Below are 17,581 nucleotides of genomic sequence, written 5' to 3' on the forward strand. Positions count from 1 at the left end.
ACTGCGGACGGGCGACGGCGGCCCAACTCGGTCTGTCACAAGTCCGTGATAAGCAGGGAAACGTGACTGAATCGCTCCCCTTCCTCGCAGCCCCGGACCGCTACGACTCCATGGAGTACCGCCGGACCGGCCGCAGCGGCCTCAAGCTCCCCGCCGTCTCGCTCGGCCTGTGGCACAACTTCGGCGACGACCGCGCGCTGGATTCCCAGCGCGCGATCCTGCGCCGCGCCTTCGACCTGGGTGTCACCCACTTCGACCTGGCCAACAACTACGGCCCGCCGGCCGGCTCGGCCGAGCTGAACTTCGGCAAGATTTTCGGCCAGGACTTCGCCCCGTACCGGGACGAGCTCGTCATCTCGACCAAGGCCGGCTATCTGATGCGCCCCGGGCCGTACGGCGAGTGGGGCTCGCGCAAGTACCTGCTGTCCTCGCTCGATGCCTCGCTCGGCCGCATGTGCCTGGACTACGTCGACATCTTCTACTCGCACCGCTTCGATCCGGAGACCCCGCTTGAGGAGACGATGGGCGCGCTGGCGTCCGCCGTCCAGCAGGGCAAGGCGCTGTACGTGGGCGTCTCCTCCTACAACAGCGAGCAGACCGCCGAGGCCGCCCGCCTCCTGAAGGAGATGGGCGTCCCGGCCCTGATCCACCAGCCGTCGTACTCGATGATCAACCGCTGGACGGAGGACGACGGGCTGCTCGACACCCTGGAGGCGGCCGGCATGGGCTGCATCTCCTTCGTGCCGCTCGCCCAGGGCCTGCTCACGAACAAGTACCTGAAGGGCATCCCGGAGGGCTCCCGCGCCACCCAGGGCAAGTCCCTTGACCCGAACCTGCTGAGCGACGACGTCGTACGCCGTCTCAATGGGCTGAACGACATCGCCTCCCGGCGCGGCCAGTCGCTGGCGCAGCTGGCGCTGACCTGGGTGCTGCGTGACCCGCGGATGACGTCGGCGCTGATCGGCGCGTCCAGCGTGCGGCAGCTTGAGGAGAACGTGGCGGCGCTGGCCGGACCGGCGCTCACGGACGCGGAGTTGAAGGAGATCGACGCCTTCGCCGTGGACACCGAGGGCACCAACATCTGGGCCCGCCGCGGCTGAGGCGGCTGGGGACGGGGGGCGGTCGGTTCCGCGTGGTGCGGACCTGACCGGGCCCCGGCGAAGAAAAAACGGGCCGGTCCGTGGGGGGGATACGGACCGGCCCGAGGGGGGGTTTCCACCATAACCCTTCGTAAGTGATGCTGGGCGCCACGGCGCTCCAGAACTACGCTCCGAAACCGGCCCAGTACGGAACCGTGGTCCCCCGCAGGGGTGACCACCACCTCGCACCCAGCCTTGACCGTGCAGGTCAGATGGGTCGCGGCCGACTCGCGGCACCGCTCGCCGACGGATTTCGCGGCCCGGAATTCGCTCCCCGTGTGCTTCACCCCACTGGGTCAAGGCAGGCCGCGCCGGGTGACCGTCCGGTGTCAGTGCGTATGCGAAGGCCTCTCGGCGCGGCGCAGCAGCGAGACGCCGTCCGCCTCGGCCACCCGTACATATCCGTACTTCGCGAGCGCGAGGGCGTACTCCTGCTCCTGGCGGGGCGCCGGGTAGGGCCAGGTGCCGGGCGGGTAGGGCCAGGACTCCGGCGGGACGCGGTCGTAGGCGATCCACTGGGCCGTCGGGCGCGGGACGGGGCCGTCCGTCTCGTACAGCTTCCAGTGCACCGGGAAGGTCGGGAAGAGGACGACCGTGGTGCGTGAAGTCAGTTGTGGGGCAAGGCGGTTGGAGGCCGCGACGGTCGCGCCGTCGGGGATGCGGCGCAGCAGGTCGCGTACCGCTGTGACGTGTGCGGTGGTGCGCCACGTGGAGCGGTGGGCGATCTGGGCGAGGGGGAAGGAGGGGATCAGGACGAGCGTCACCGCCGCCGCCGTCACGAGCGAGGCCCGTACGTGGCGCCGGGTCAGCGGGGCGCCGTCGGCGGCGTACGGGCGCAGGGCGTCGGTCAGGGCCGCGAACACGACGGGCATCAGGACGGCCGTGTAGTGGAAGGCCGTCCCCCAGTGGAAGACGTTGGTGGACAGCATCCGCCAGCCCAGCGTGGGCACCGCGATCAGGGCGAGCGGCGAGCGCAGGGCGATGAGTGCGGCCGGCGCGAAGACGAGGACGAGGGTGGTCGCCTTCACCTCGGGGCGCACCGCGTCGAGCGGCGCGAGGGCGAGCGTGGTCAGCAGCGAATGGTGGGCGGGCGCGAGGTTCGCGGCGTGCGCGTAGGTGCCCGACGGGCTGAAGAACGGCATCAGCACCTTGAATTCGAGCGCGCTGCCCACCAGGCCGGTCGCGGCGACCGCGACGCCGAGCCGGCGCGGGCCCCGCCAGGCGACGTACGCCCCGATCGCGGCCAGCGTGAGACCGAGGTCCTCCTTGACCAGGAGCAGCGGCACGGCCCAGGCGATCGCGCGCCGCCACCGCCTGCGGGCCAGCGCTTCGAGGGCGCAGGAGACGAGCGGGACCGCGAAGCACACCTCGTGGAAGTCGAAGCCGACCGCCGATGCGATGCCCCAGCTCAGCCCGTACGCGAAGGCGACGACGTGGGCGGCCCGGCGGCCGAGCACCCGCGCGGCCTGCCGGGCGAGCGGCACCACGGCGAGCGCGAGCAGCGCGGCCTGCGCGACGAGCAGCGTGTACGGGGAGGGGAAGAGGCGGTAGAGGGGAGCGAGGGCGGCGAGCACGGGGTGGAAGTGGTCGCCGAGGAGGTTGAAGCCGTCGCCGCGCAGGGCGGAGACGGGCGCGTGGAGGTGGGCGTACGCGCGGACGGCCTGCTCGAAGATGCCGAGGTCGTAGCCGGTGGTGCGGACCAGCGCCTGGCGGCGGCCCGAGACGGTCGCGTACAGGAGGAAGAGCGCGGCGGCCCACCCCCACCACAGGAGGGCGGGCCGGCCGATGCGTACGCGAGGGATGCGGGAGAGGGCGGGTTCGGGTGTGATCGGAGGCTGCGCGCGCCGCCCGACCCTTTGGTCAGCAATTGTCCCCATACGCCCAGATGCTAAGCAGCCCGGCCGGGCCTCAGCGGCTTCCGCGCCTCGATCAGGAAGCGTGTCGTGTGCGCGACGAAGGGGCCCTCGGCGCGGATCTGCTCGTGGAGCGCCCTCAGCTGGTCGCGGTACTCCTCGACGGTGAAGCCGGGCACCATCCAGATCACCTTGCGCAGGAAGTAGACGACGGCGCCGATGTCGTTGAACTCGGTACGCAGCTTCTCCAGGCGCAGATCGACGACCTCAAGGCCCGCGCTCTCCGCCTCCTTGCGCGCCTTGCCGGGATCGCGGCCACCGCGCACCTCCGGCGGCTGCGGTCCCAGGAAGTACTCGACGAGCTCGAACACGCTGGCCGGGCCCACCTGTTGGGAGAAGTACGTGCCGCCGGGCGACAGGACGCGGGAGATCTCGGACCACCAGGTGGTGACGGGGTGCCGGCTGACCACCAGGTCGAAGGCGCCGTCGGCGAACGGCAGCGGGGGCTTGTCCTCGTCGGCGACGACCGCCACTCCGCGCGGGTGGAGCAGTCCGGTGGCGCGGGCGACGTTCGGGGGCCAGCCCTCGGTGGCGACGGCGAGCGGCGGCAGCTGCGGCACGGCGGCGAGGACCTCACCGCCGCCGGTCTGGATGTCGAGGGCGGCAGTCGCCTTGGCCATCCGCCCGGCCATCGCGCGGGCATACCCCCACGACGGCCGCTCCTCGGTGGCGCGGCCGTCCAGCCAGGAGAAGTCCCAGCCGTCGACGGAGACGGACGCGGCCTCGTCGATCAGTTCCTCGAAGGGGCGGTTGTTGTGGTTCCTGATGTTTCGGCCCATGTTGCGGACCCTACGCGGCGGCCCCGTGAGCCACTACCGTTTATCCATGGGCCGATGGAGGGACGGAACGGGCGAGTTGAGGGTGCTCGACGGCGCCGGGACGGCGGTTCCGCTGGAGATCGCGGCGTCCTACCGGGCCCGGACGCGGGGCCTGCTCGGCCGGGACGGCATCGAGGGGGCGCTCCTGCTGACCCCGGCGAGCAGCGTGCACACCTTCCGGATGCGCTTCGCGATCGACGTGGCCCATCTGGACCACCATCTGCGCGTGATCGCGGTGCGCACGATGGAGCCGGGCCGCCTCGGCGCGATCCGGCCGCGCGCGCGGCACGTCCTTGAGGCGGCGGCGGGCGCGATGGCGGAGTGGGGCCTGCGGCCGGGCTGCCGGCTGGTCATCGCGACCGGGCAGGATCTCAGGACTTGAGCTTGGCCGCCTGCGCAACGGCGAGCTGGGCGGGGATCTGTGGCGTGTCGCCGCCGGTGACATCGACGGCGTAGTACGTGACAACAGTGGTCCCACTCCGCACCACCTGAAAAACCATGGGCACGGGGTCGCCCTGGGCGACCCCCATCAGCTCGTACGCGACGGCCTCGTCCCCCACCTTGGGCGCGGGCAGCTCCTTGACCTCGGTGAAGACGGAGGGCTCCAGGTCGCCGCCCTTGGTCTGGAAGCCGTCGGAGCAGGCGTCGATGGCGGTACGGAGCCGGGCGAGCACGTCGGAGGCCCCGGCCGGATGAGCGCCCAGCACTTCAGTGACAACGGTCTGGTCGGCCTGCCCGTCCTCGGTCGTGTCGACGAGGCGCCGGTAGACCGTCGCGGAGGGGACGGGCTCGGGGGTGCCGTTGATGACGGACACGAAGGGCATGCACTCGGCCTTGGCCGTACGGGAGCTGCCGGTCGGGGTGCCGCCCTCCAGGGGCTCGGCCGCGAAGTCCTTGACGTCGCCGGTGGCGAGCGCGGCCGCGTTGAGCTGGTCACTGGTGAGCGCGCCGTCGGCCTTGACCTGCGGGGTGGGCCCGCTCACGCGGGGTGCGGGCGGGTTCGCCCCGCTCGCGCCGGGAGCGGCCGCGGTGTCCCGGACGGAACCTTCCGCCCCCTGGCCCGCACTGGTGGGCCCGCACGCAGCCGCGCCCGCGAGGGCGATGAGACACACCCCAGCCGTCGCCGCACGGCTCCGTACCAGCCTTGGCTTCATACCCAGCACGGTAACAACGACTCCTGTGGATTGCCTGGGTCCCGGACGCCGGGATTCCCCCGGTCGCCCGGCAGGCGCCGGGGCGCCATCCCGCCGACGCCTCTCGGCTACCCGAGTGCGAACATGCCCCAACTCGCCCTGCTGGTGGGCTAGTTGGTGGCGTATGGCAGCACGGCCCAGGTGCGGGTGCCGCCACCCGGCTCGCGGGATTCGCCGAACCCCCATTCACCCCCACAGTCCCGCACGACGGCGGCGAGCAGCCGCAGCCCACCCCGCCGCCGGGCGTCACAGGCTTCCGCGAGGCGGGGATGAGCGTGCCGGGCGTGAGCGTCGTAGACGATCAGGCGAAGGGCGGCGTCCCGATGCCGGAGGGAGAGGTAAAGATCCTGGGAAGGGTTCAAGTACGCCGCCACGGCGACCAGTTCGGAGCTGGCGAGCACCGCGTCGGGCGCGTCCAGCGCGTGAGCGCGCAGAGCCGATCGGACCGCGCCGCGCGCGATGGCCGCGCAGTGCGGCTCGCCGGGAAGGGTGAGGCTGAGCGCGAGGCCCTCCGGGGGCGGGGGGAATGTCATGGGCGCGGGGTGCGCGGCCGGGCATGCAGTCATGGTGCGGGTGGTGAGCATCTCTGGCTCCCGTGTACTGGTGGGGGGGGGCAGCGAGCAGTGGCTTGTCTCCCTGGCACGGACCCACCCCTCCCAGGGGAGGAGCACGCGGGCAGGCTCGCGCGATGCGCTTCCAACTCGCTTGCGTAGTTGGTGCGTTACTCAATGTAGAGCATCAAGGAGTACGTGTACTACCTCTCTGCGGAAAGCTATTGATGGACCACCTGGAGTGCGGGCGGCAGACTGGGCGGGACCAGCAGGCCGAGTGGAGGATGCATGCCACCCAGAAGCGCGCCGACCGAGCGCCAACGACGCCTCGGTGCGGAATTGCGGAAGATGCGCATAGCTGCGGGCATGGGCACGGAGGTCGCGGCCAAGCTGCTCGGCGTACCGCGCACCAACGTGCCGAACATGGAGTCCGGCCGGTCCGGCATCAGCGCCGCCCGCGTGCGTGCGCTGGCCAGCAACTACGGCTGCACCGACGAGGCGTACGTCGATGCCCTCGCTGCCATCCCGAGCGAGCGGGACAAGGGTTGGTGGGAGGCCTACCGCGACCGGCTGTCGCCGGCTTCCCTGGACATCGCCGAGATGGAGTGGCGCTCCCCCCGCCTGCGCATCGCGGTCACCATCCACCTCCCGGGCCTCTTCCAGACGGAGGCCCACGCACGCGCCGTCTTCGCCCAGGTCGTCCCCCCGCTCCCCCGAACCGACCTGGAGACCCGGCTGGCCCACCGCATGGACCGCAAGCAGGTCCTGGACAGGTCGGACCCCCCGAAAGTCGAGGCGATCATCCATGAGGCCGCCCTGCGCATGGAGTTCGGCGGCACCGGAACCACCCGGGCCCAGCTCCGTCACATCGTCGAGCTGGCCGAGCGCCCACACCTCTCCGTACGGGTCATCCCGTTCAAGGCCGGAGGCGTTCCCGGCTCCGGCCAGTCCGTCATCTACGCGGCGGCAGCCGTGCCACAGCTCGACACCATCGAGCTGGACACCACGCATGGCGCGGAGTTCCACGATGACGAGGCCCAGCTCACCAAGTACCGCGCTCAGCTGGACGAGTTGGAGTCCCGCGCCCTGTCCCGCGAGGACTCACGCACCTTCATGAACGACTTGGCCCGCCGACTCTAGGAGCAGGACATGCCCGAGATTGACTGGGAAGAGCCGTACTGCGGCGAAGGAGCGAACTGCTTCCGCCTCGGCGTCGACGGTGACGGCAACGCGTACATCGCGGTCGCCGGCCAGGAGGACCACTACCTCACCGACAGCCGAGACGCCCTGCGGAACCTCATCCGCGACATCAAGGCGGGCAGGGCGGACCACCTGCTGTGAGCGAGGGGGGCGCCACAGGCGAGAAGGCACCCTTCGGAGAACTGCTGCGGACCGCAGAGGAACTGAACACGCAGGCCGACGAGATCACCTGCTTCTGGGACCTCTCACCCCGCGGATACCGCTCACGGACAACCGCTCCGTTCGGCCGTCCGCTGCACATCCCGGCACCCTTTGACTTCGCTCTGGACACGGCCGCGTTTCCCACCTCCCCGGACAAGGCCGGGCGAAGGAGGAAGCCCCCTCGTCCTAACCACTGCTCCGGGTAAAGCTGACCTCCACCCGCCGGTTCTTCTTGCGGCCGTCCTCCGTCGAGTTGTCGGAGATCGGGTAGTCCTCGGCGTAACCCCGGATCTCGAACGTCACGTCGGAGCCCAGCGACAGCGAGAGCGCCTTCTGGACGGCGTCCGCGCGCTCCTTCGACAGGACCACGCCGTGCTCGTGCGTGCCGAGGTTGTCCGTGAAGCCGAAGACCCGGACGTTCGTCGCCTTCTGCTTCTTGATCTCGGCGGCGATGCCCTGGATACGGTCGTTCGCGTCGGGCGACAGGGCCGCGCTGTCCATCGCGAACAGCACCTCCGCCTGCAGCGCGAACGTCACGCTGGTGTTGGTGTCCGAACGCCGCTCCTCGCCGCCCTGGTCCTCGACGATCGACTTGATGTCGAGCACCTTGGGCGCCGCGAGCGTGCCGCCCTCGGGGAGCTTCAGGTTCGGCGAGGTCCCGTCGACCTTCATGGACGGGTCACTCGTCGCCTCCGTGCCGGGCAGTGGGGGGCTGCTCGGACTCTCGTCGGCGTACGCGGTGGTCCCACCGGCGGTCAGGACTAGCGCGGCGGCGATCGCTACGGCTGCGTGCCGGGTTCTGGTCATGGTGTGATCACCCGGAGACGGGAACGGTCATGGTGGGGAAGGTCGGCAGCTGGAAGTCGACTTCCTTGGTGCCGTTGGGTGGGGCGGGGAATTGGGCGAAGAAGGGGACGGTCTGGCCGGCCTTCACTCCTACGATGCCCATCGTGCAGAGGCACTTCCCCCCCGTGTCGCGCAGCACGTAATAGCGTTTCTTGCCGACCTTGTCGACCAGCGTCGCCCCGGCCACCGAGTCGCCGCTGGCCAGCACGTCCTTCTCGGTGCCGACCCAGCCGGACGTGTCGACGAAGTTCTCCGAGCCGGGGTTCTTCAACTGGCCCGACACCGTGACGAATCCGCCCGAGTCGCGCGCCACGCTGTTGATGGTGAGGACGATCCCGCCCTGACCGGTGGACTCCGCGAGCTTGACCGTGGGGTCGGACTTAGGCGTCGAGGAACCCGGCTGCTGGCCGCCCCCCGAGGATGCTGCCTTCGACTGCGAACCGCTGCTGGCCGCGTTCGACTTGCCGTCCTTGCTGTCGCCGCCGCATCCGCCGACAGCCAACGCCAGGGTGACTGCCATCGCTGCCGCCACCGCCCCCCTACGGGCCCTCAACGTATGCCGAACGCTCATCGGTGCCATTCCTCTGCTCGTCGCTTGCTGTCAGTCGACCAGTTTCACGGTGAAGATCTTGTCCAGGGCGGGCATGGGATCCACGGGCAGGTCCTTGCCGTCGCACGTGATCGTGACGGGAGGAGGCGGCGGCTTCGGATCATTGCCACCGCCGCTGGCGGGCGGCAGGCCGCATCTAAGCTCGACCACCGCCGTGGCGCTGGCGGTTGCCTTCTCGTTCTCGGTGCCCGGGATCACGGACTTGCCGACGGTGTACTGAGTCCGGACGCCTACAGTGAACTTGAACTGTCCGACGTCACCGGGGTGAGGATTCCACTTCTGCGGGTCGAGGTCGGCGTGGTTCTTCGCGGCGAAACTCGCGGCCTCGTCGCGCGCAGGGGCGATGAAGGTGGCGTCCTTGAAGATGTCGTCGAGACCGCCGGGCGTCGTGAGCCCAGCCAAAAACTTGGGGCCCAGTTCCTCACGAGCGCGCTGCGCTGCGGCAAGAGCGGCTGAATCCGCCGCCCCCTGAGCCCCGTTACGCGTAGCCGATGCCTGGCCGACCGCAAAGAAAGCGAACGCAAGAAAGAGCAGGCCCGCCACCATCACAACGTAGATGGGGAAGGCCTGCCCTCGGTCCTGGCGCAGGTTTGGGATCAGCCGCCTGCCTTGATCTTGTCGATCTGCTCTTTGATCTTGTTGGTGATGGACGTGCCGATCCCGGTCGCCATGATCCCGCCGATGATCGCCACCACCACCAAAATGATCCCCAGATACTCGAAAGAAGTCTGCCCCCGGTCCCGGCCCCGGCCGGCGCTCGCCGACGCGTACCGGTGCCGGACCCGGGTGATCGCCGTGTCCCTCCAGCCGCTCACCCGTACCTGCGCAGCGACGGCGGTCTTCAGCAGCGTGTCCTGCGGCATTTCGCGGCTCTCCTCCGGTTGCGGCATCACGTCGTACGTCATCGGGAACGTAAGGCGGGATCGCGGAGGCCACCGAGGGCCCAGGGGCCCAAATCCGGGCCCAAGTGCGGGACTTACGCATGGGCCACCCCCAGCCAGCGGGCGATCGCCGCGCTGCGGGTCGTGGCGTGCAGCTTGGCGAAGATGCGGTTGATGTGGTTCTTGACCGTCTTCTCGCTGATGAAGCACGTGGCCGCGATTTGCTGATTGCTCATGCCCGCCGCGATCAACTCCATCACCTCGGCCTCCCGCGAACTCAGCCTGAAGTCTTCCCTGTTGCGCATCGACACCGCCCGCTGTGCAGTTGAAGACTGTGCCACAACCGGTTGCAGTTGCGAAAGGGATTGCGCGGAAATGGCAGCTGGCGGGTCCGGTTGCTCGCGTACGTGGGCCAGGAGGGCGTTCGCCGCCGTGGCCGTGAAGGCGGCCCGGCCCTGCCCCATCCCCCGTACCGCCGACGTCAGTTCGTCCGCCGTGAACTCCCCGTGGACCAGGTAGCCCCCGGCTCCGAGCCGCAGCGCCTCCCGCACGATCTCGCTCTCCCTGCTGTACGTCAGCATCATCACGGGGGCCAGGCCGACCAGGTACGGCAGCACCGCCATGCCGTCCACGCCCGGCATGCGGACGTCCAGCAAGATCACGTCCGGGCGGTGGCGCACCGCCGCCTCGTACGCCTCGCGGCCGTCCGCCGCTTCCGCCGCCACCTCGATGTCGTGGCGGCCGTGCAGCAACGCGGCAAGGCCCGCACGTACCACCGGGTTGTCGTCCGCGACGACTACCCGCAGTGGCCCCAGCGGGGCACTCTCCCCGGCCTTGTAGGAGATTCCGTCCGGCATGACACCCCCTCTCACGGAGTTCCCGAGGTTGAATTCACGATTAACTGGCGGCCGTTCAGGGGGAGTTCAACGCGCACCTCCGTTCCCGTCGGTGCCGTCCCCCGGCCCACTCTGATCCGCGCCCCGATCGCCGCCGCCCGCTCCACCATGCCCACCAGGCCGAAGTGGCCCGTGCGTTTGAGGTCGTCGAGGGTGGTGCCGGGGGGCAGGCCCCGGCCGTTGTCGTGGATGCTGAGGCGGAACATCGCACCCTCGACGCCCGCCTCCACGTCGATGCGGGCCGGGCCGGCATGCCGGTGTGCGTTGTCCATCGCCTCGCTCGCGATCGTGACCAGTTGACGGGCCACCGCCGCCGGGACCGTCGGCCCCGGACCGTCACCAAGCACCCGCCACCCCGCCCCCGCCCCCGACTCCGTCCGCCGAGTGAAATCCCGTACCGCCAAAGACAGTTCGTTCAGTACGTCCACTTCCCCCGGCGTCCGCCTCAGGTCCGCGAGGAGCTCGCGGGATTCCGCTGCCGCCCTGCGCGCGGCGCGGGCGACCAGTTCGGCCTGGTCGCGGACCGTCAGGGGGTCCACGCGGTCCGCCGACGCCGCCAGGCCGTCGGCCGCCAGGGCCAGGCCGTGCAGGGTCTTCGCCACCGAGTCGTGCATGTCGCGGGCCAACCGCGCCCGCTCCTCCTCCACCGCGTCGTGCACGGCGAGGCGGGCCCGGGTCTCCGTCAGCGCCTGGCTCGCCGCGCCGAAGCGGAACAGGAGGTTGCGGATCGTCACTCCCACCGCCCCCGCTATCACGCAGAACCCGGGCAGGAGCAAGGCCGACGCATCCGCCAACTGGTGCCGGGGGCCCGTCGCGTACACCACCGTCAGGATCGTCACCTGGAGGCCCGCGAAGACGCCCGCGCCCCGCCAGCCGTACACCAGGCCGGCGAGCAGCGGGGTGCAGATCGTGACGTAGCCGAGGGGGGATTCCGGGGTCGCCGTGATCAGAAGCAGCGCGCCGAACACCGCGTCCACCGCGAGCAGCCAGGGATGGCGCAGGAGCAGCGGGCCGAAGCGTTCCCAGTCGCGGAACAGGACGTACGAGCCCATGAAGGTGCCCAGTACCGCCGCGCCCACCAGGAGGCCCGGGGCTCCCTTGGCCGCGCCCGCGAGGGCGAACGGGGCGCCTATCGCGATCATCGCCAGGCGGAAGCCGAACACCTGGCGGCACATCGCCTGGAGTGCGTTGATCTGGAGGGTGAGGGTGGGAGGAGGGACCGATTCGACTGCCTTGCGGCGGGTCGGCATCCTCAACACCCTTATTCCTGCCGCTAGTTGGAGGGTCACTTCGGGCCTCCCAGGAAGCCACCGAAGTCCAGATTCGCTCCGTACACGAAGCCGACGCTGAGCAGGATCAGCGTGCCCGGCAGCAGGAACGTCGTCACCGCGAAGGTGGCCTTGGGGACCGCTCGGGCCGCCTTGCGGCGGGCGTTCTGCGCGTCCGTGCGCCGCATGTCGGCGGCGATCGCTATCAGGGTGTCGACGATCGGCGCGCCCAGCTCCTCGCCCTGCTGGAGCGCGGTCACGAACATCGCGACCTGCTCGGAGTCGTTGCGCTTGCGCAGTTCCTCGAAGGCCTGGCGGCGGCTGACGCCCATGTCCATCTGGCGCAGGGTGATGCGCAGTTCGTCGGCCCAAGGGCCCTCGTACTTGTCGGCGACCCGGTCGAGGGCCTGGCGGAAGCCGAGCCCCGCGCTGACCACGACCGCGAGCACGTCCAGGAAGTCGGGCAGGGTGCGTTCGATGTGGTCGCGGCGGACCCGGACCGCCGACCAGATGCCGACCTCGACCCAGAACAGGGCGAAGGCCACCATCACCAGGGCGATGATCCAGTGCCCTTCGAGCAGCATGATCAGCGCTGCCGCCGTGCCGAGCATCCCGTACACCGCGCGCCGGGCCGCGTACCGGTCGACGGTGAGGCCGCCCGGGTTGCCCGCGAGGTCGATCTGGCGGCGCTTCCTGCCAACCCGCTCGGGGCCCATCATCCGCAGCACGGCCGGCGCCCACCGCATGCCGAGGCGGTCGACGGCCGAGCCGACGGCGGTGGTGCGCGTCGCGCCGACCTCCAGGGCCACGGAGAGGTCGCTCGGGAGCTTCACCTCGGCCCGGTACATGCGGATGCCGAGGAACACCCCGTACACACTCAGGCCCATCAGGGCCGCGAAGAGCAGTCCCATTTCTCGCTCACTCCCCTCTCTCCACCCGGCTACCTGGGCTCATACGTCGATGCGGGACAGGCGGCGGACCACGAAGAATCCGAGGGCGTACAGGGCGATCGAGATCAGCACCGCCGCCTGGCCGAGCAGGGCGCCCGTCATGCGGTCCAGCGCGCCCGGCATCACCGCGTTCAGCATGAGCAGCGCGGCGATCCCGAAGCCGGGCACGGCGTACGCGGTGACTGTCACCTGGGCCAGCGTGGTGCGCACCTCGCGGCGGGTCTCCTTGCGCTCCTCCAGGGTGGTGGTGAGGTTGCGCAGCGAGCTGACGACCGTGCCGCCCGCGCGGTTGGCCAGCACCAACGTCGTTACCAGGACGACCAGTTCGCGGGAGGGAAGCCGGTCGGCCAGTTCGCCGAGTGCGTCGTCGAGGGACTCGCCCATGGCGAGCCGGTCGGTGACCCGGCCCAGTTCCTCGCCCGCCGGGGCCTCCATCTCCTCGGCCGCCATGGCGATGGCGGTTCGCAGCGCGAGGCCGGCCTGGGTGGCGTTGGCGAGGATGCGGGACAGTTCGGGTAGTTGGTTGATGAAGCGCTCGATGCGTTTCTGGCGCTGCCAGTTGAGGAACGAGTTGGCGCTCCACAGGCCGGCGAGCCCGGCCAGCGGACCGAAGAACGCGGCGAGAACCGATGCCGCGATCAGCCACAGGGCGGCGACCCCGGCCAGCATGTACACGAAGAACTCGCCGGGGGTCAGGTCGAGGCCGGTGGCGGCCAGCTTCAGCTCGATGCGGCGGCCCAGTTTCGTACCGCGCAGTCTGCGGTCCACGCCCTGGAACGGGCGGTTCCGGCCGGTCGGGTGCTGGGCGCCCGGGTTGGTGAGCCGGTCGATGAGGGCTTCGCGCTGGGCGCGGCCCGCCCCGTAGGAGCGCAGCCCCAGGACCGCGAGCACCCCGGCGAGCAGAGTGACGCCGAGCGTGAGGAAGGAGAGGTTCATCTGCGCGTTCCCAGTCAGTTGGCGTGGCGGACTCAGTTGGCGTGGCGGACGGCGAGCTGTTCGGCGCTCGATGCGACCCCGTACGCCTGCGGGACGGGCTGGTTGGCGAGGTAGAGGCGGTCGGCGACGCGGCGGGGCAGCGGGAAGTACTGGAAGCGGCCGTGGATGCGGCCGTCGGCGGCCATGGGCTGGGCGTCGAAGCGGCAGACGGTGGTGATGCGGTACGGGTCACGACCGTGGGATTCGAGGATGGCGATCTCGGTGATCTTGCGGGCGCCGTCGGCGTGCCGGGTGAGCTGGACGATGACGTCGACGGCCGAGTTGATCTGGTCGTGCAGGGCCTCGAACGGGACCTCCACCTCCGACATCGAGGCCAGCGTCTGGAGCCGCATCAGGGCGTCCTCTGCGCTGTTGGCGTGGACGGTGGCGAGCGAGCCGTCGTGACCGGTGGACATCGCCTGGAGCATGTCGAGCGATTCGCCGCCGCGCACCTCACCGACGACGATCCGATCGGGCCGCATGCGCAGCGAGTTGCGTACGAGGTCGCGGATGGAGACGTGGCCCTTGCCCTCGACGTTCGGGGGCCGCGACTCCAGGCGGATGACATGGGCCTGCTGGAGCTGGAGCTCGGCGGAGTCCTCGATGGTGATGATGCGCTCGTGCGGCGGGATCAGACCGGACAGGGCGTTGAGGAGGGTGGTCTTGCCGGTGCCGGTGGCGCCCGACACGATGACGTTGAAGCGGGCCTGTACGAGCCCGGCGAGCAGCAGCAGCATGTGCTCGTCGAGCGAGCCGAAGGTGATCATCTCCTGGAGCGTGAACGACCTCGGGAAGCGGCGGATGGTGAGCGTCGCGCCGGTCAGGGACAGCGGCGGGATGATCACGTTGACGCGCTCGCCGGACGGCAGACGGGCGTCCACCATCGGGTTCGACTCGTCCACGCGGCGGTTGACCGTCGACACGATGCGCTCGATCGTCTGCATCAGCTGCTCGTGCGAGGCGAACCGGAGCGGGAGTTGCTCCACCCGTCCGCCGCGCTCGACGAAGATCTGGTCGGGGCCGTTGACCATGATCTCGGTGATGGAGGCGTCTTCGAGGAGCGGTTCGAGGATGCCGAGTCCGAGCGCCTCGTCGACCACCCGGCGGATCAGCTGGGCCCGCTCGGCCGTGGAAAGGACCGGGCCCTCGCGGCTGATGATGTGCCCGAGCACCCGCTCCAGGCGGGCCCGGCGCTCGGCGGCGGCAAGGGACGACATCTCCGCGAGGTCGATCTCCTCCAGGAGCTTGGCCCGGTAGGAGGCGACCAGGTGGCCGTCCTCGCGCCCGGGACCGGTCTCCTCGGGGACCGCGATGCGTGCCCGCAGACTCATGTGTGTCGTCTCCAGTCGTCTCGGGTCAGTTGGGGGGCTGAAGCTTCGGCATGGTGGAGGTGCGGGTGGCGGTGCCGAAGTCGGGAATGCCGGGGATGACGCTGGGGATCTTGATGGTGACGGTGTACGTCGCCTCGTCGCCGCCGGACCCGGCAGGCGTGACGTCGGGTTTGAGCCAGCCGCTGACCGCGGCCGTGCCGGCGGCCACGGGGTCCAGCTTCGGCTCGCCCGCTCTCGGATCGTCCAGACTCGCCGCCCGCGCCGCCGCCCGCGCCCCCGTCCCCGCCTGGTTCACGGCGTACGCGGCGACCCCGAGCTGGATCGCGGCAAGGCCGACGAGCAGCAGGATGGCCACGAACCCGATGTATTCCAGGGCGACTTGACCCCGGTCGCGCCCTCGGTGCGTACGGATGCGCACGGCTCAGCGCTCCTTCACATGGGCGGCGGTGCCCTCGACGGGGAAGCTGTTGAGGACGCCCGGGATCAGGATGGGGATGTGCAGGGTCACGGTGGCGTGATACATCAGGCCGCCGTCCGGTCCACAGTGGACGTCGGGGTCCCATGCCGAGGAGAGCTCCTTGCGCGCGGCACTCGCACACGCCCCGTCCCCACCCTGCTCCGCCGCCGCCCCCGCCCGCGCCCCCTTGTCAGCCGCGTTGCCCGCGAGGACGAAGGTGTAGCCGACCAGGGCGCACTGCCACAGCGCGACCAGAAGCAGCAGGATCAGCGGGACCACGCCGACGAACTCGATGACGGTCTGCCCCCGGTCCCGCTCGCCCGCACGGACCCGCGCCACACGCATCAGGCGAACGAGACGCATCGGCCGCACCAGCCGATTCATCCGCATCAGCTGCCCCTGCGCCTGAGCACCAGGCCCGAGCCCCGCGCGGCCCGAGCCTTCGCTCGGCCCTCCGGGGCTTTGAGGAGGCCGAGTTCGCCGGCCAGCGCCCACAGGGCCTGCTTCACCGTGCTCTTGTTGTCGAGGTCGTGGAGGCGCCCGGCGTCGACGGCGGCCTGGAGCTCCTTGAAGTGAGCCGGGATCGCGGTCTGGGCGACCCGAGTGCCGGTGATCTTCTGGACGAGCGGGGGCTGGATCTCGGTGTGCCGGGTGTGCCGGTTGACCAGCGTGGTGGTCTCCTCGGCCTTGCGGATCTGGAGCCGGTCCCACATCCGTACGGTCCGCTTGGCACCCCGTACGGACACCACGTCCGGGGTGGTGACCAGCAGGGCCACGTCGGCCATTTCGACGGCGGCGGCGTTGGCCGCGTTCATCTGGGTGCCGCAGTCCACGACGACGGCCTCGTAGCGGGTGCGCAGGGCGCCGATGATCTGGCGGGCGGCCCGGTCGGTGACCTCCTCGCCGCGTTCGCCCTCGCCGGGGGCGAGCAGCAGGGCGAGCCCGCTCTCGTGGTTGAAGACCGCATCGGCGAGGACCCGGGGCGTGATGTCGGTGATCGCCGCGAGGTCGGCGATGGAGCGCCGGAACTGGACGTCGAGGTAGGAAGCGACGTCGCCCGCCTGGAGGTCCATGTCGAGCAGCACGGTGGTGCGGCCCGACGCCCTTGCCGCGAGAGCTAGTTGGACGGCGACGAGGGTGGTGCCGACGCCGCCCTTGGCCCCGGTCACGGTGGTGACGGTGCCTCCTGGCCCGGTGAAGACGTCGAGGCTGGCACCCAGGTGGCGGCGTACGCCCGCGGACCACTGGGCCGCCGCCTGGACGCGTACCGCCAGCTCCTCGTACGACAGCGGCAGCGCGACCAGGCCGCGGGCGCCGGAGTCCATGGCGGCGGAGAAGACCGCGGGCCCGGCGTCGGAGGAGATCAGGACGACGCCGACCGCCGGGAAGCGCAGGGCGACCTCGCGGATCAGCTCCAGGGCCGGGACGGGGCCGATGCGTTCGTGGACGAGGACGACCTCGGGGAGCTCGTCCAGGGACTCGCCGGCGAGCCTGGCCAGGGTGTCGAGGAGGTGGGTGGAGTCGCCGACGGGCACGGCGGGTTCGGCGTCGGGGAGCTGGCTGAGCAGGGTGGTGACGGAGCGCGCGGCGTCCGCGTCGGCGACGGCCGGAAGGATTCTGGTGGTCATCCGCACCTCACTGGTCCTTTTCGAGCCGGTACGTACGGTCACCGGGCGGGATCGTGCTGTCGCCGTTGCCGCGGCCGACGAGCGCGAGGCGGACATGGGTGGCGAACGACTCGGCGTACGCGACCCGTTGGGCGTCGAGGGTGCTGAGGGCGAAGGTGATCGGGACGGCCTGGGTGGTCTGGTTCTTGTCGGACGCGCTCGGGGTGAGGGCCTGGACGGCGCCGACCTGGATGACCCGGGCACCCGCGACGATGAGCTTGGACTCGGGGGTATCGCCCTGCTTGGTGGCGGCGAAGGTGGCGAAGATGTTGACCGTGTCGCTCGCGTTGATCTTCCCGGCGACGCCGGTCGACGCGTCGATCATGATGGCGATCTCCTGTTCACCCGGCTTGAGTTGGGGCCGGTCGGTGAACATGCCGTCCTGGAGCAGCGAGCCGCGGGTGAGACGGGTGGCGGCCATCTTGCCGTTGACGTCGGAGATGTCGGTCACGGCGCCCTGCGAGAGCCACCGCTTGGGCATGCTCGTCTTCACGAACAGGTCGGCCTTGAGCGGTGTGTAGGCGGGGATGTCGTCTTTCAGTTTGTACGCCGTCACCTCCGGCCCCACCTTGGAGTTCACGTCGCTGATCACCGTGAGCACCCCGGCGAACGCGCCGAGGGCGCACAGGACCGAGAGGAGGAGAAGGATGATGCCGCGGCGCTGGCGGGAGTTCATTGACCGTAC

General features: G+C 70.5%; 21 protein-coding genes. 4 read left to right on the forward strand and 17 right to left on the reverse strand.

What is annotated here, in order from left to right:
• Window positions 1-62 precede the first annotated feature (62 nt).
• Window positions 63-1,100, forward strand: coding sequence for an L-glyceraldehyde 3-phosphate reductase (mgrA, locus tag ADK54_RS15900; protein ID WP_078966411.1), 1,038 nt, complete (start codon window positions 63-65; stop codon window positions 1,098-1,100).
• Between the two features lie 368 nt (window positions 1,101-1,468).
• Here mgrA and ADK54_RS15905 read toward each other — a convergent pair whose 3' ends face one another.
• Together ADK54_RS15905 and ADK54_RS15910 are read right to left on the reverse strand one after the other, a co-directional pair.
• Window positions 1,469-3,016: a DUF2079 domain-containing protein gene (locus ADK54_RS15905; RefSeq protein ID WP_078966412.1), complete on the reverse strand. Its 1,548-nt coding sequence runs from the start codon at window positions 3,014-3,016 to the stop codon at window positions 1,469-1,471.
• A gap of 11 nt (window positions 3,017-3,027) precedes the next feature.
• Complete coding sequence (locus tag ADK54_RS15910; protein ID WP_053726288.1) at window positions 3,028-3,831, reverse strand: class I SAM-dependent methyltransferase; 804 nt, start codon at window positions 3,829-3,831, stop codon at window positions 3,028-3,030.
• Between the two features lie 46 nt (window positions 3,832-3,877).
• On the opposite strand from ADK54_RS15910, the gene ADK54_RS15915 reads away from it, so the two are divergent.
• Window positions 3,878-4,252, forward strand: a complete 375-nt coding sequence (locus ADK54_RS15915; protein ID WP_053726345.1) for a DUF192 domain-containing protein — start codon at window positions 3,878-3,880, stop codon at window positions 4,250-4,252.
• On the opposite strand, the gene ADK54_RS15920 is transcribed toward ADK54_RS15915, so the two are convergent.
• A complete protein-coding gene (locus tag ADK54_RS15920; RefSeq protein ID WP_159047777.1) occupies window positions 4,242-5,024 on the reverse strand; it encodes a hypothetical protein in 783 nt (260 codons plus the stop codon). The genes ADK54_RS15915 and ADK54_RS15920 overlap by 11 nt on opposite strands.
• 149 nt (window positions 5,025-5,173) lie before the next feature.
• Window positions 5,174-5,596 carry an ATP-binding protein gene (locus ADK54_RS15925; protein ID WP_234392086.1) on the reverse strand — a complete coding sequence of 141 codons (423 nt, stop codon included), beginning with the start codon at window positions 5,594-5,596 and terminating at the stop codon, window positions 5,174-5,176.
• Window positions 5,597-5,902: 306 nt separating this feature from the next.
• On the opposite strand from ADK54_RS15925, the gene ADK54_RS15930 reads away from it, so the two are divergent.
• Both ADK54_RS15930 and ADK54_RS15935 read left to right on the forward strand, forming a co-directional pair.
• On the forward strand, window positions 5,903-6,754 hold the full coding sequence (locus ADK54_RS15930) for a helix-turn-helix domain-containing protein (protein ID WP_053726291.1): 852 nt from the start codon (window positions 5,903-5,905) through the stop codon (window positions 6,752-6,754).
• A gap of 9 nt (window positions 6,755-6,763) precedes the next feature.
• Window positions 6,764-6,955, forward strand: coding sequence for a hypothetical protein (locus ADK54_RS15935; RefSeq protein WP_053726292.1), 192 nt, complete (start codon window positions 6,764-6,766; stop codon window positions 6,953-6,955).
• Between the two features lie 246 nt (window positions 6,956-7,201).
• Here ADK54_RS15935 and ADK54_RS15940 read toward each other — a convergent pair whose 3' ends face one another.
• The 13 genes from ADK54_RS15940 to cpaB all read right to left on the reverse strand — a co-directional run bounded on the left by ADK54_RS15940 (window position 7,202) and on the right by cpaB (window position 17,572).
• Complete coding sequence (locus ADK54_RS15940; RefSeq protein WP_053726293.1) at window positions 7,202-7,822, reverse strand: OmpA family protein; 621 nt, start codon at window positions 7,820-7,822, stop codon at window positions 7,202-7,204.
• A 7-nt stretch (window positions 7,823-7,829) separates the two neighbouring features.
• On the reverse strand, window positions 7,830-8,381 hold the full coding sequence (locus tag ADK54_RS15945) for a hypothetical protein (RefSeq protein ID WP_234392088.1): 552 nt from the start codon (window positions 8,379-8,381) through the stop codon (window positions 7,830-7,832).
• A gap of 81 nt (window positions 8,382-8,462) precedes the next feature.
• Window positions 8,463-9,071: a pilus assembly protein TadG-related protein gene (locus ADK54_RS44875; protein WP_324610159.1), complete on the reverse strand. Its 609-nt coding sequence runs from the start codon at window positions 9,069-9,071 to the stop codon at window positions 8,463-8,465.
• Entirely contained in the window at window positions 9,068-9,376 is a 309-nt protein-coding gene (locus ADK54_RS44880; RefSeq protein ID WP_234392089.1) for a hypothetical protein, read from the reverse strand. The genes ADK54_RS44875 and ADK54_RS44880 overlap by 4 nt, the downstream gene beginning before the upstream one ends.
• 71 nt (window positions 9,377-9,447) lie before the next feature.
• Entirely contained in the window at window positions 9,448-10,209 is a 762-nt protein-coding gene (locus ADK54_RS15960; RefSeq protein WP_053726297.1) for a response regulator transcription factor, read from the reverse strand.
• Between the two features lie 11 nt (window positions 10,210-10,220).
• The gene (locus ADK54_RS15965) at window positions 10,221-11,498 is read right to left on the reverse strand and encodes a sensor histidine kinase (RefSeq protein ID WP_053726298.1); all 1,278 of its coding nucleotides are present in this window, start codon (window positions 11,496-11,498) and stop codon (window positions 10,221-10,223) included.
• Between the two features lie 35 nt (window positions 11,499-11,533).
• Window positions 11,534-12,427: a DUF5936 domain-containing protein gene (locus tag ADK54_RS15970; protein WP_053726299.1), complete on the reverse strand. Its 894-nt coding sequence runs from the start codon at window positions 12,425-12,427 to the stop codon at window positions 11,534-11,536.
• A 39-nt stretch (window positions 12,428-12,466) separates the two neighbouring features.
• Window positions 12,467-13,402, reverse strand: a complete 936-nt coding sequence (locus ADK54_RS15975; RefSeq protein WP_053726300.1) for a type II secretion system F family protein — start codon at window positions 13,400-13,402, stop codon at window positions 12,467-12,469.
• Window positions 13,403-13,434: 32 nt separating this feature from the next.
• The gene (locus ADK54_RS15980; RefSeq protein WP_053726301.1) at window positions 13,435-14,772 is read right to left on the reverse strand and encodes a CpaF family protein; all 1,338 of its coding nucleotides are present in this window, start codon (window positions 14,770-14,772) and stop codon (window positions 13,435-13,437) included.
• 25 nt (window positions 14,773-14,797) lie between these two features.
• Window positions 14,798-15,190 (reverse strand): hypothetical protein, encoded by a 393-nt coding sequence (locus ADK54_RS15985; protein WP_053726302.1) that lies wholly within the window; start codon window positions 15,188-15,190, stop codon window positions 14,798-14,800.
• Window positions 15,191-15,193: 3 nt separating this feature from the next.
• The gene (locus tag ADK54_RS15990; protein WP_234392090.1) at window positions 15,194-15,592 is read right to left on the reverse strand and encodes a TadE/TadG family type IV pilus assembly protein; all 399 of its coding nucleotides are present in this window, start codon (window positions 15,590-15,592) and stop codon (window positions 15,194-15,196) included.
• A 26-nt stretch (window positions 15,593-15,618) separates the two neighbouring features.
• Entirely contained in the window at window positions 15,619-16,857 is a 1,239-nt protein-coding gene (locus ADK54_RS15995; RefSeq protein ID WP_053726347.1) for an AAA family ATPase, read from the reverse strand.
• A gap of 7 nt (window positions 16,858-16,864) precedes the next feature.
• The gene (gene cpaB, locus ADK54_RS16000; RefSeq protein ID WP_053726303.1) at window positions 16,865-17,572 is read right to left on the reverse strand and encodes a Flp pilus assembly protein CpaB; all 708 of its coding nucleotides are present in this window, start codon (window positions 17,570-17,572) and stop codon (window positions 16,865-16,867) included.
• Window positions 17,573-17,581 lie beyond the last annotated feature (9 nt).

The sequence above is a fragment of the Streptomyces sp. WM6378 genome (genome assembly GCF_001279695.1).
Classification (GTDB): domain Bacteria; phylum Actinomycetota; class Actinomycetes; order Streptomycetales; family Streptomycetaceae; genus Streptomyces.

Excerpts from the sequence above, each read along its gene's own strand:
- ADK54_RS15905 (WP_078966412.1), bottom strand. The coding sequence starts at position 3,016 with ATGGGGACAATTGCTGACCAAAGGGTCGGGCGGCGCGCGCAGCCTCCG.
- ADK54_RS15910 (WP_053726288.1), bottom strand. The coding sequence starts at position 3,831 with ATGGGCCGAAACATCAGGAACCACAACAACCGCCCCTTCGAGGAACTG.
- ADK54_RS15915 (WP_053726345.1), top strand. The coding sequence starts at position 3,878 with ATGGGCCGATGGAGGGACGGAACGGGCGAGTTGAGGGTGCTCGACGGC.
- ADK54_RS15920 (WP_159047777.1), bottom strand. The coding sequence starts at position 5,024 with ATGAAGCCAAGGCTGGTACGGAGCCGTGCGGCGACGGCTGGGGTGTGT.
- ADK54_RS15925 (WP_234392086.1), bottom strand. The coding sequence starts at position 5,596 with ATGACATTCCCCCCGCCCCCGGAGGGCCTCGCGCTCAGCCTCACCCTT.
- ADK54_RS15930 (WP_053726291.1), top strand. The coding sequence starts at position 5,903 with ATGCCACCCAGAAGCGCGCCGACCGAGCGCCAACGACGCCTCGGTGCG.
- ADK54_RS15935 (WP_053726292.1), top strand. The coding sequence starts at position 6,764 with ATGCCCGAGATTGACTGGGAAGAGCCGTACTGCGGCGAAGGAGCGAAC.
- ADK54_RS15940 (WP_053726293.1), bottom strand. The coding sequence starts at position 7,822 with ATGACCAGAACCCGGCACGCAGCCGTAGCGATCGCCGCCGCGCTAGTC.
- ADK54_RS15945 (WP_234392088.1), bottom strand. The coding sequence starts at position 8,381 with ATGGCAGTCACCCTGGCGTTGGCTGTCGGCGGATGCGGCGGCGACAGC.
- ADK54_RS44880 (WP_234392089.1), bottom strand. The coding sequence starts at position 9,376 with ATGACGTACGACGTGATGCCGCAACCGGAGGAGAGCCGCGAAATGCCG.
- ADK54_RS15960 (WP_053726297.1), bottom strand. The coding sequence starts at position 10,209 with ATGCCGGACGGAATCTCCTACAAGGCCGGGGAGAGTGCCCCGCTGGGG.
- ADK54_RS15965 (WP_053726298.1), bottom strand. The coding sequence starts at position 11,498 with ATGCCGACCCGCCGCAAGGCAGTCGAATCGGTCCCTCCTCCCACCCTC.
- ADK54_RS15970 (WP_053726299.1), bottom strand. The coding sequence starts at position 12,427 with ATGGGACTGCTCTTCGCGGCCCTGATGGGCCTGAGTGTGTACGGGGTG.
- ADK54_RS15975 (WP_053726300.1), bottom strand. The coding sequence starts at position 13,402 with ATGAACCTCTCCTTCCTCACGCTCGGCGTCACTCTGCTCGCCGGGGTG.
- ADK54_RS15980 (WP_053726301.1), bottom strand. The coding sequence starts at position 14,772 with ATGAGTCTGCGGGCACGCATCGCGGTCCCCGAGGAGACCGGTCCCGGG.
- ADK54_RS15990 (WP_234392090.1), bottom strand. The coding sequence starts at position 15,592 with ATGCGTCTCGTTCGCCTGATGCGTGTGGCGCGGGTCCGTGCGGGCGAG.
- ADK54_RS15995 (WP_053726347.1), bottom strand. The coding sequence starts at position 16,857 with ATGACCACCAGAATCCTTCCGGCCGTCGCCGACGCGGACGCCGCGCGC.
- cpaB (WP_053726303.1), bottom strand. The coding sequence starts at position 17,572 with ATGAACTCCCGCCAGCGCCGCGGCATCATCCTTCTCCTCCTCTCGGTC.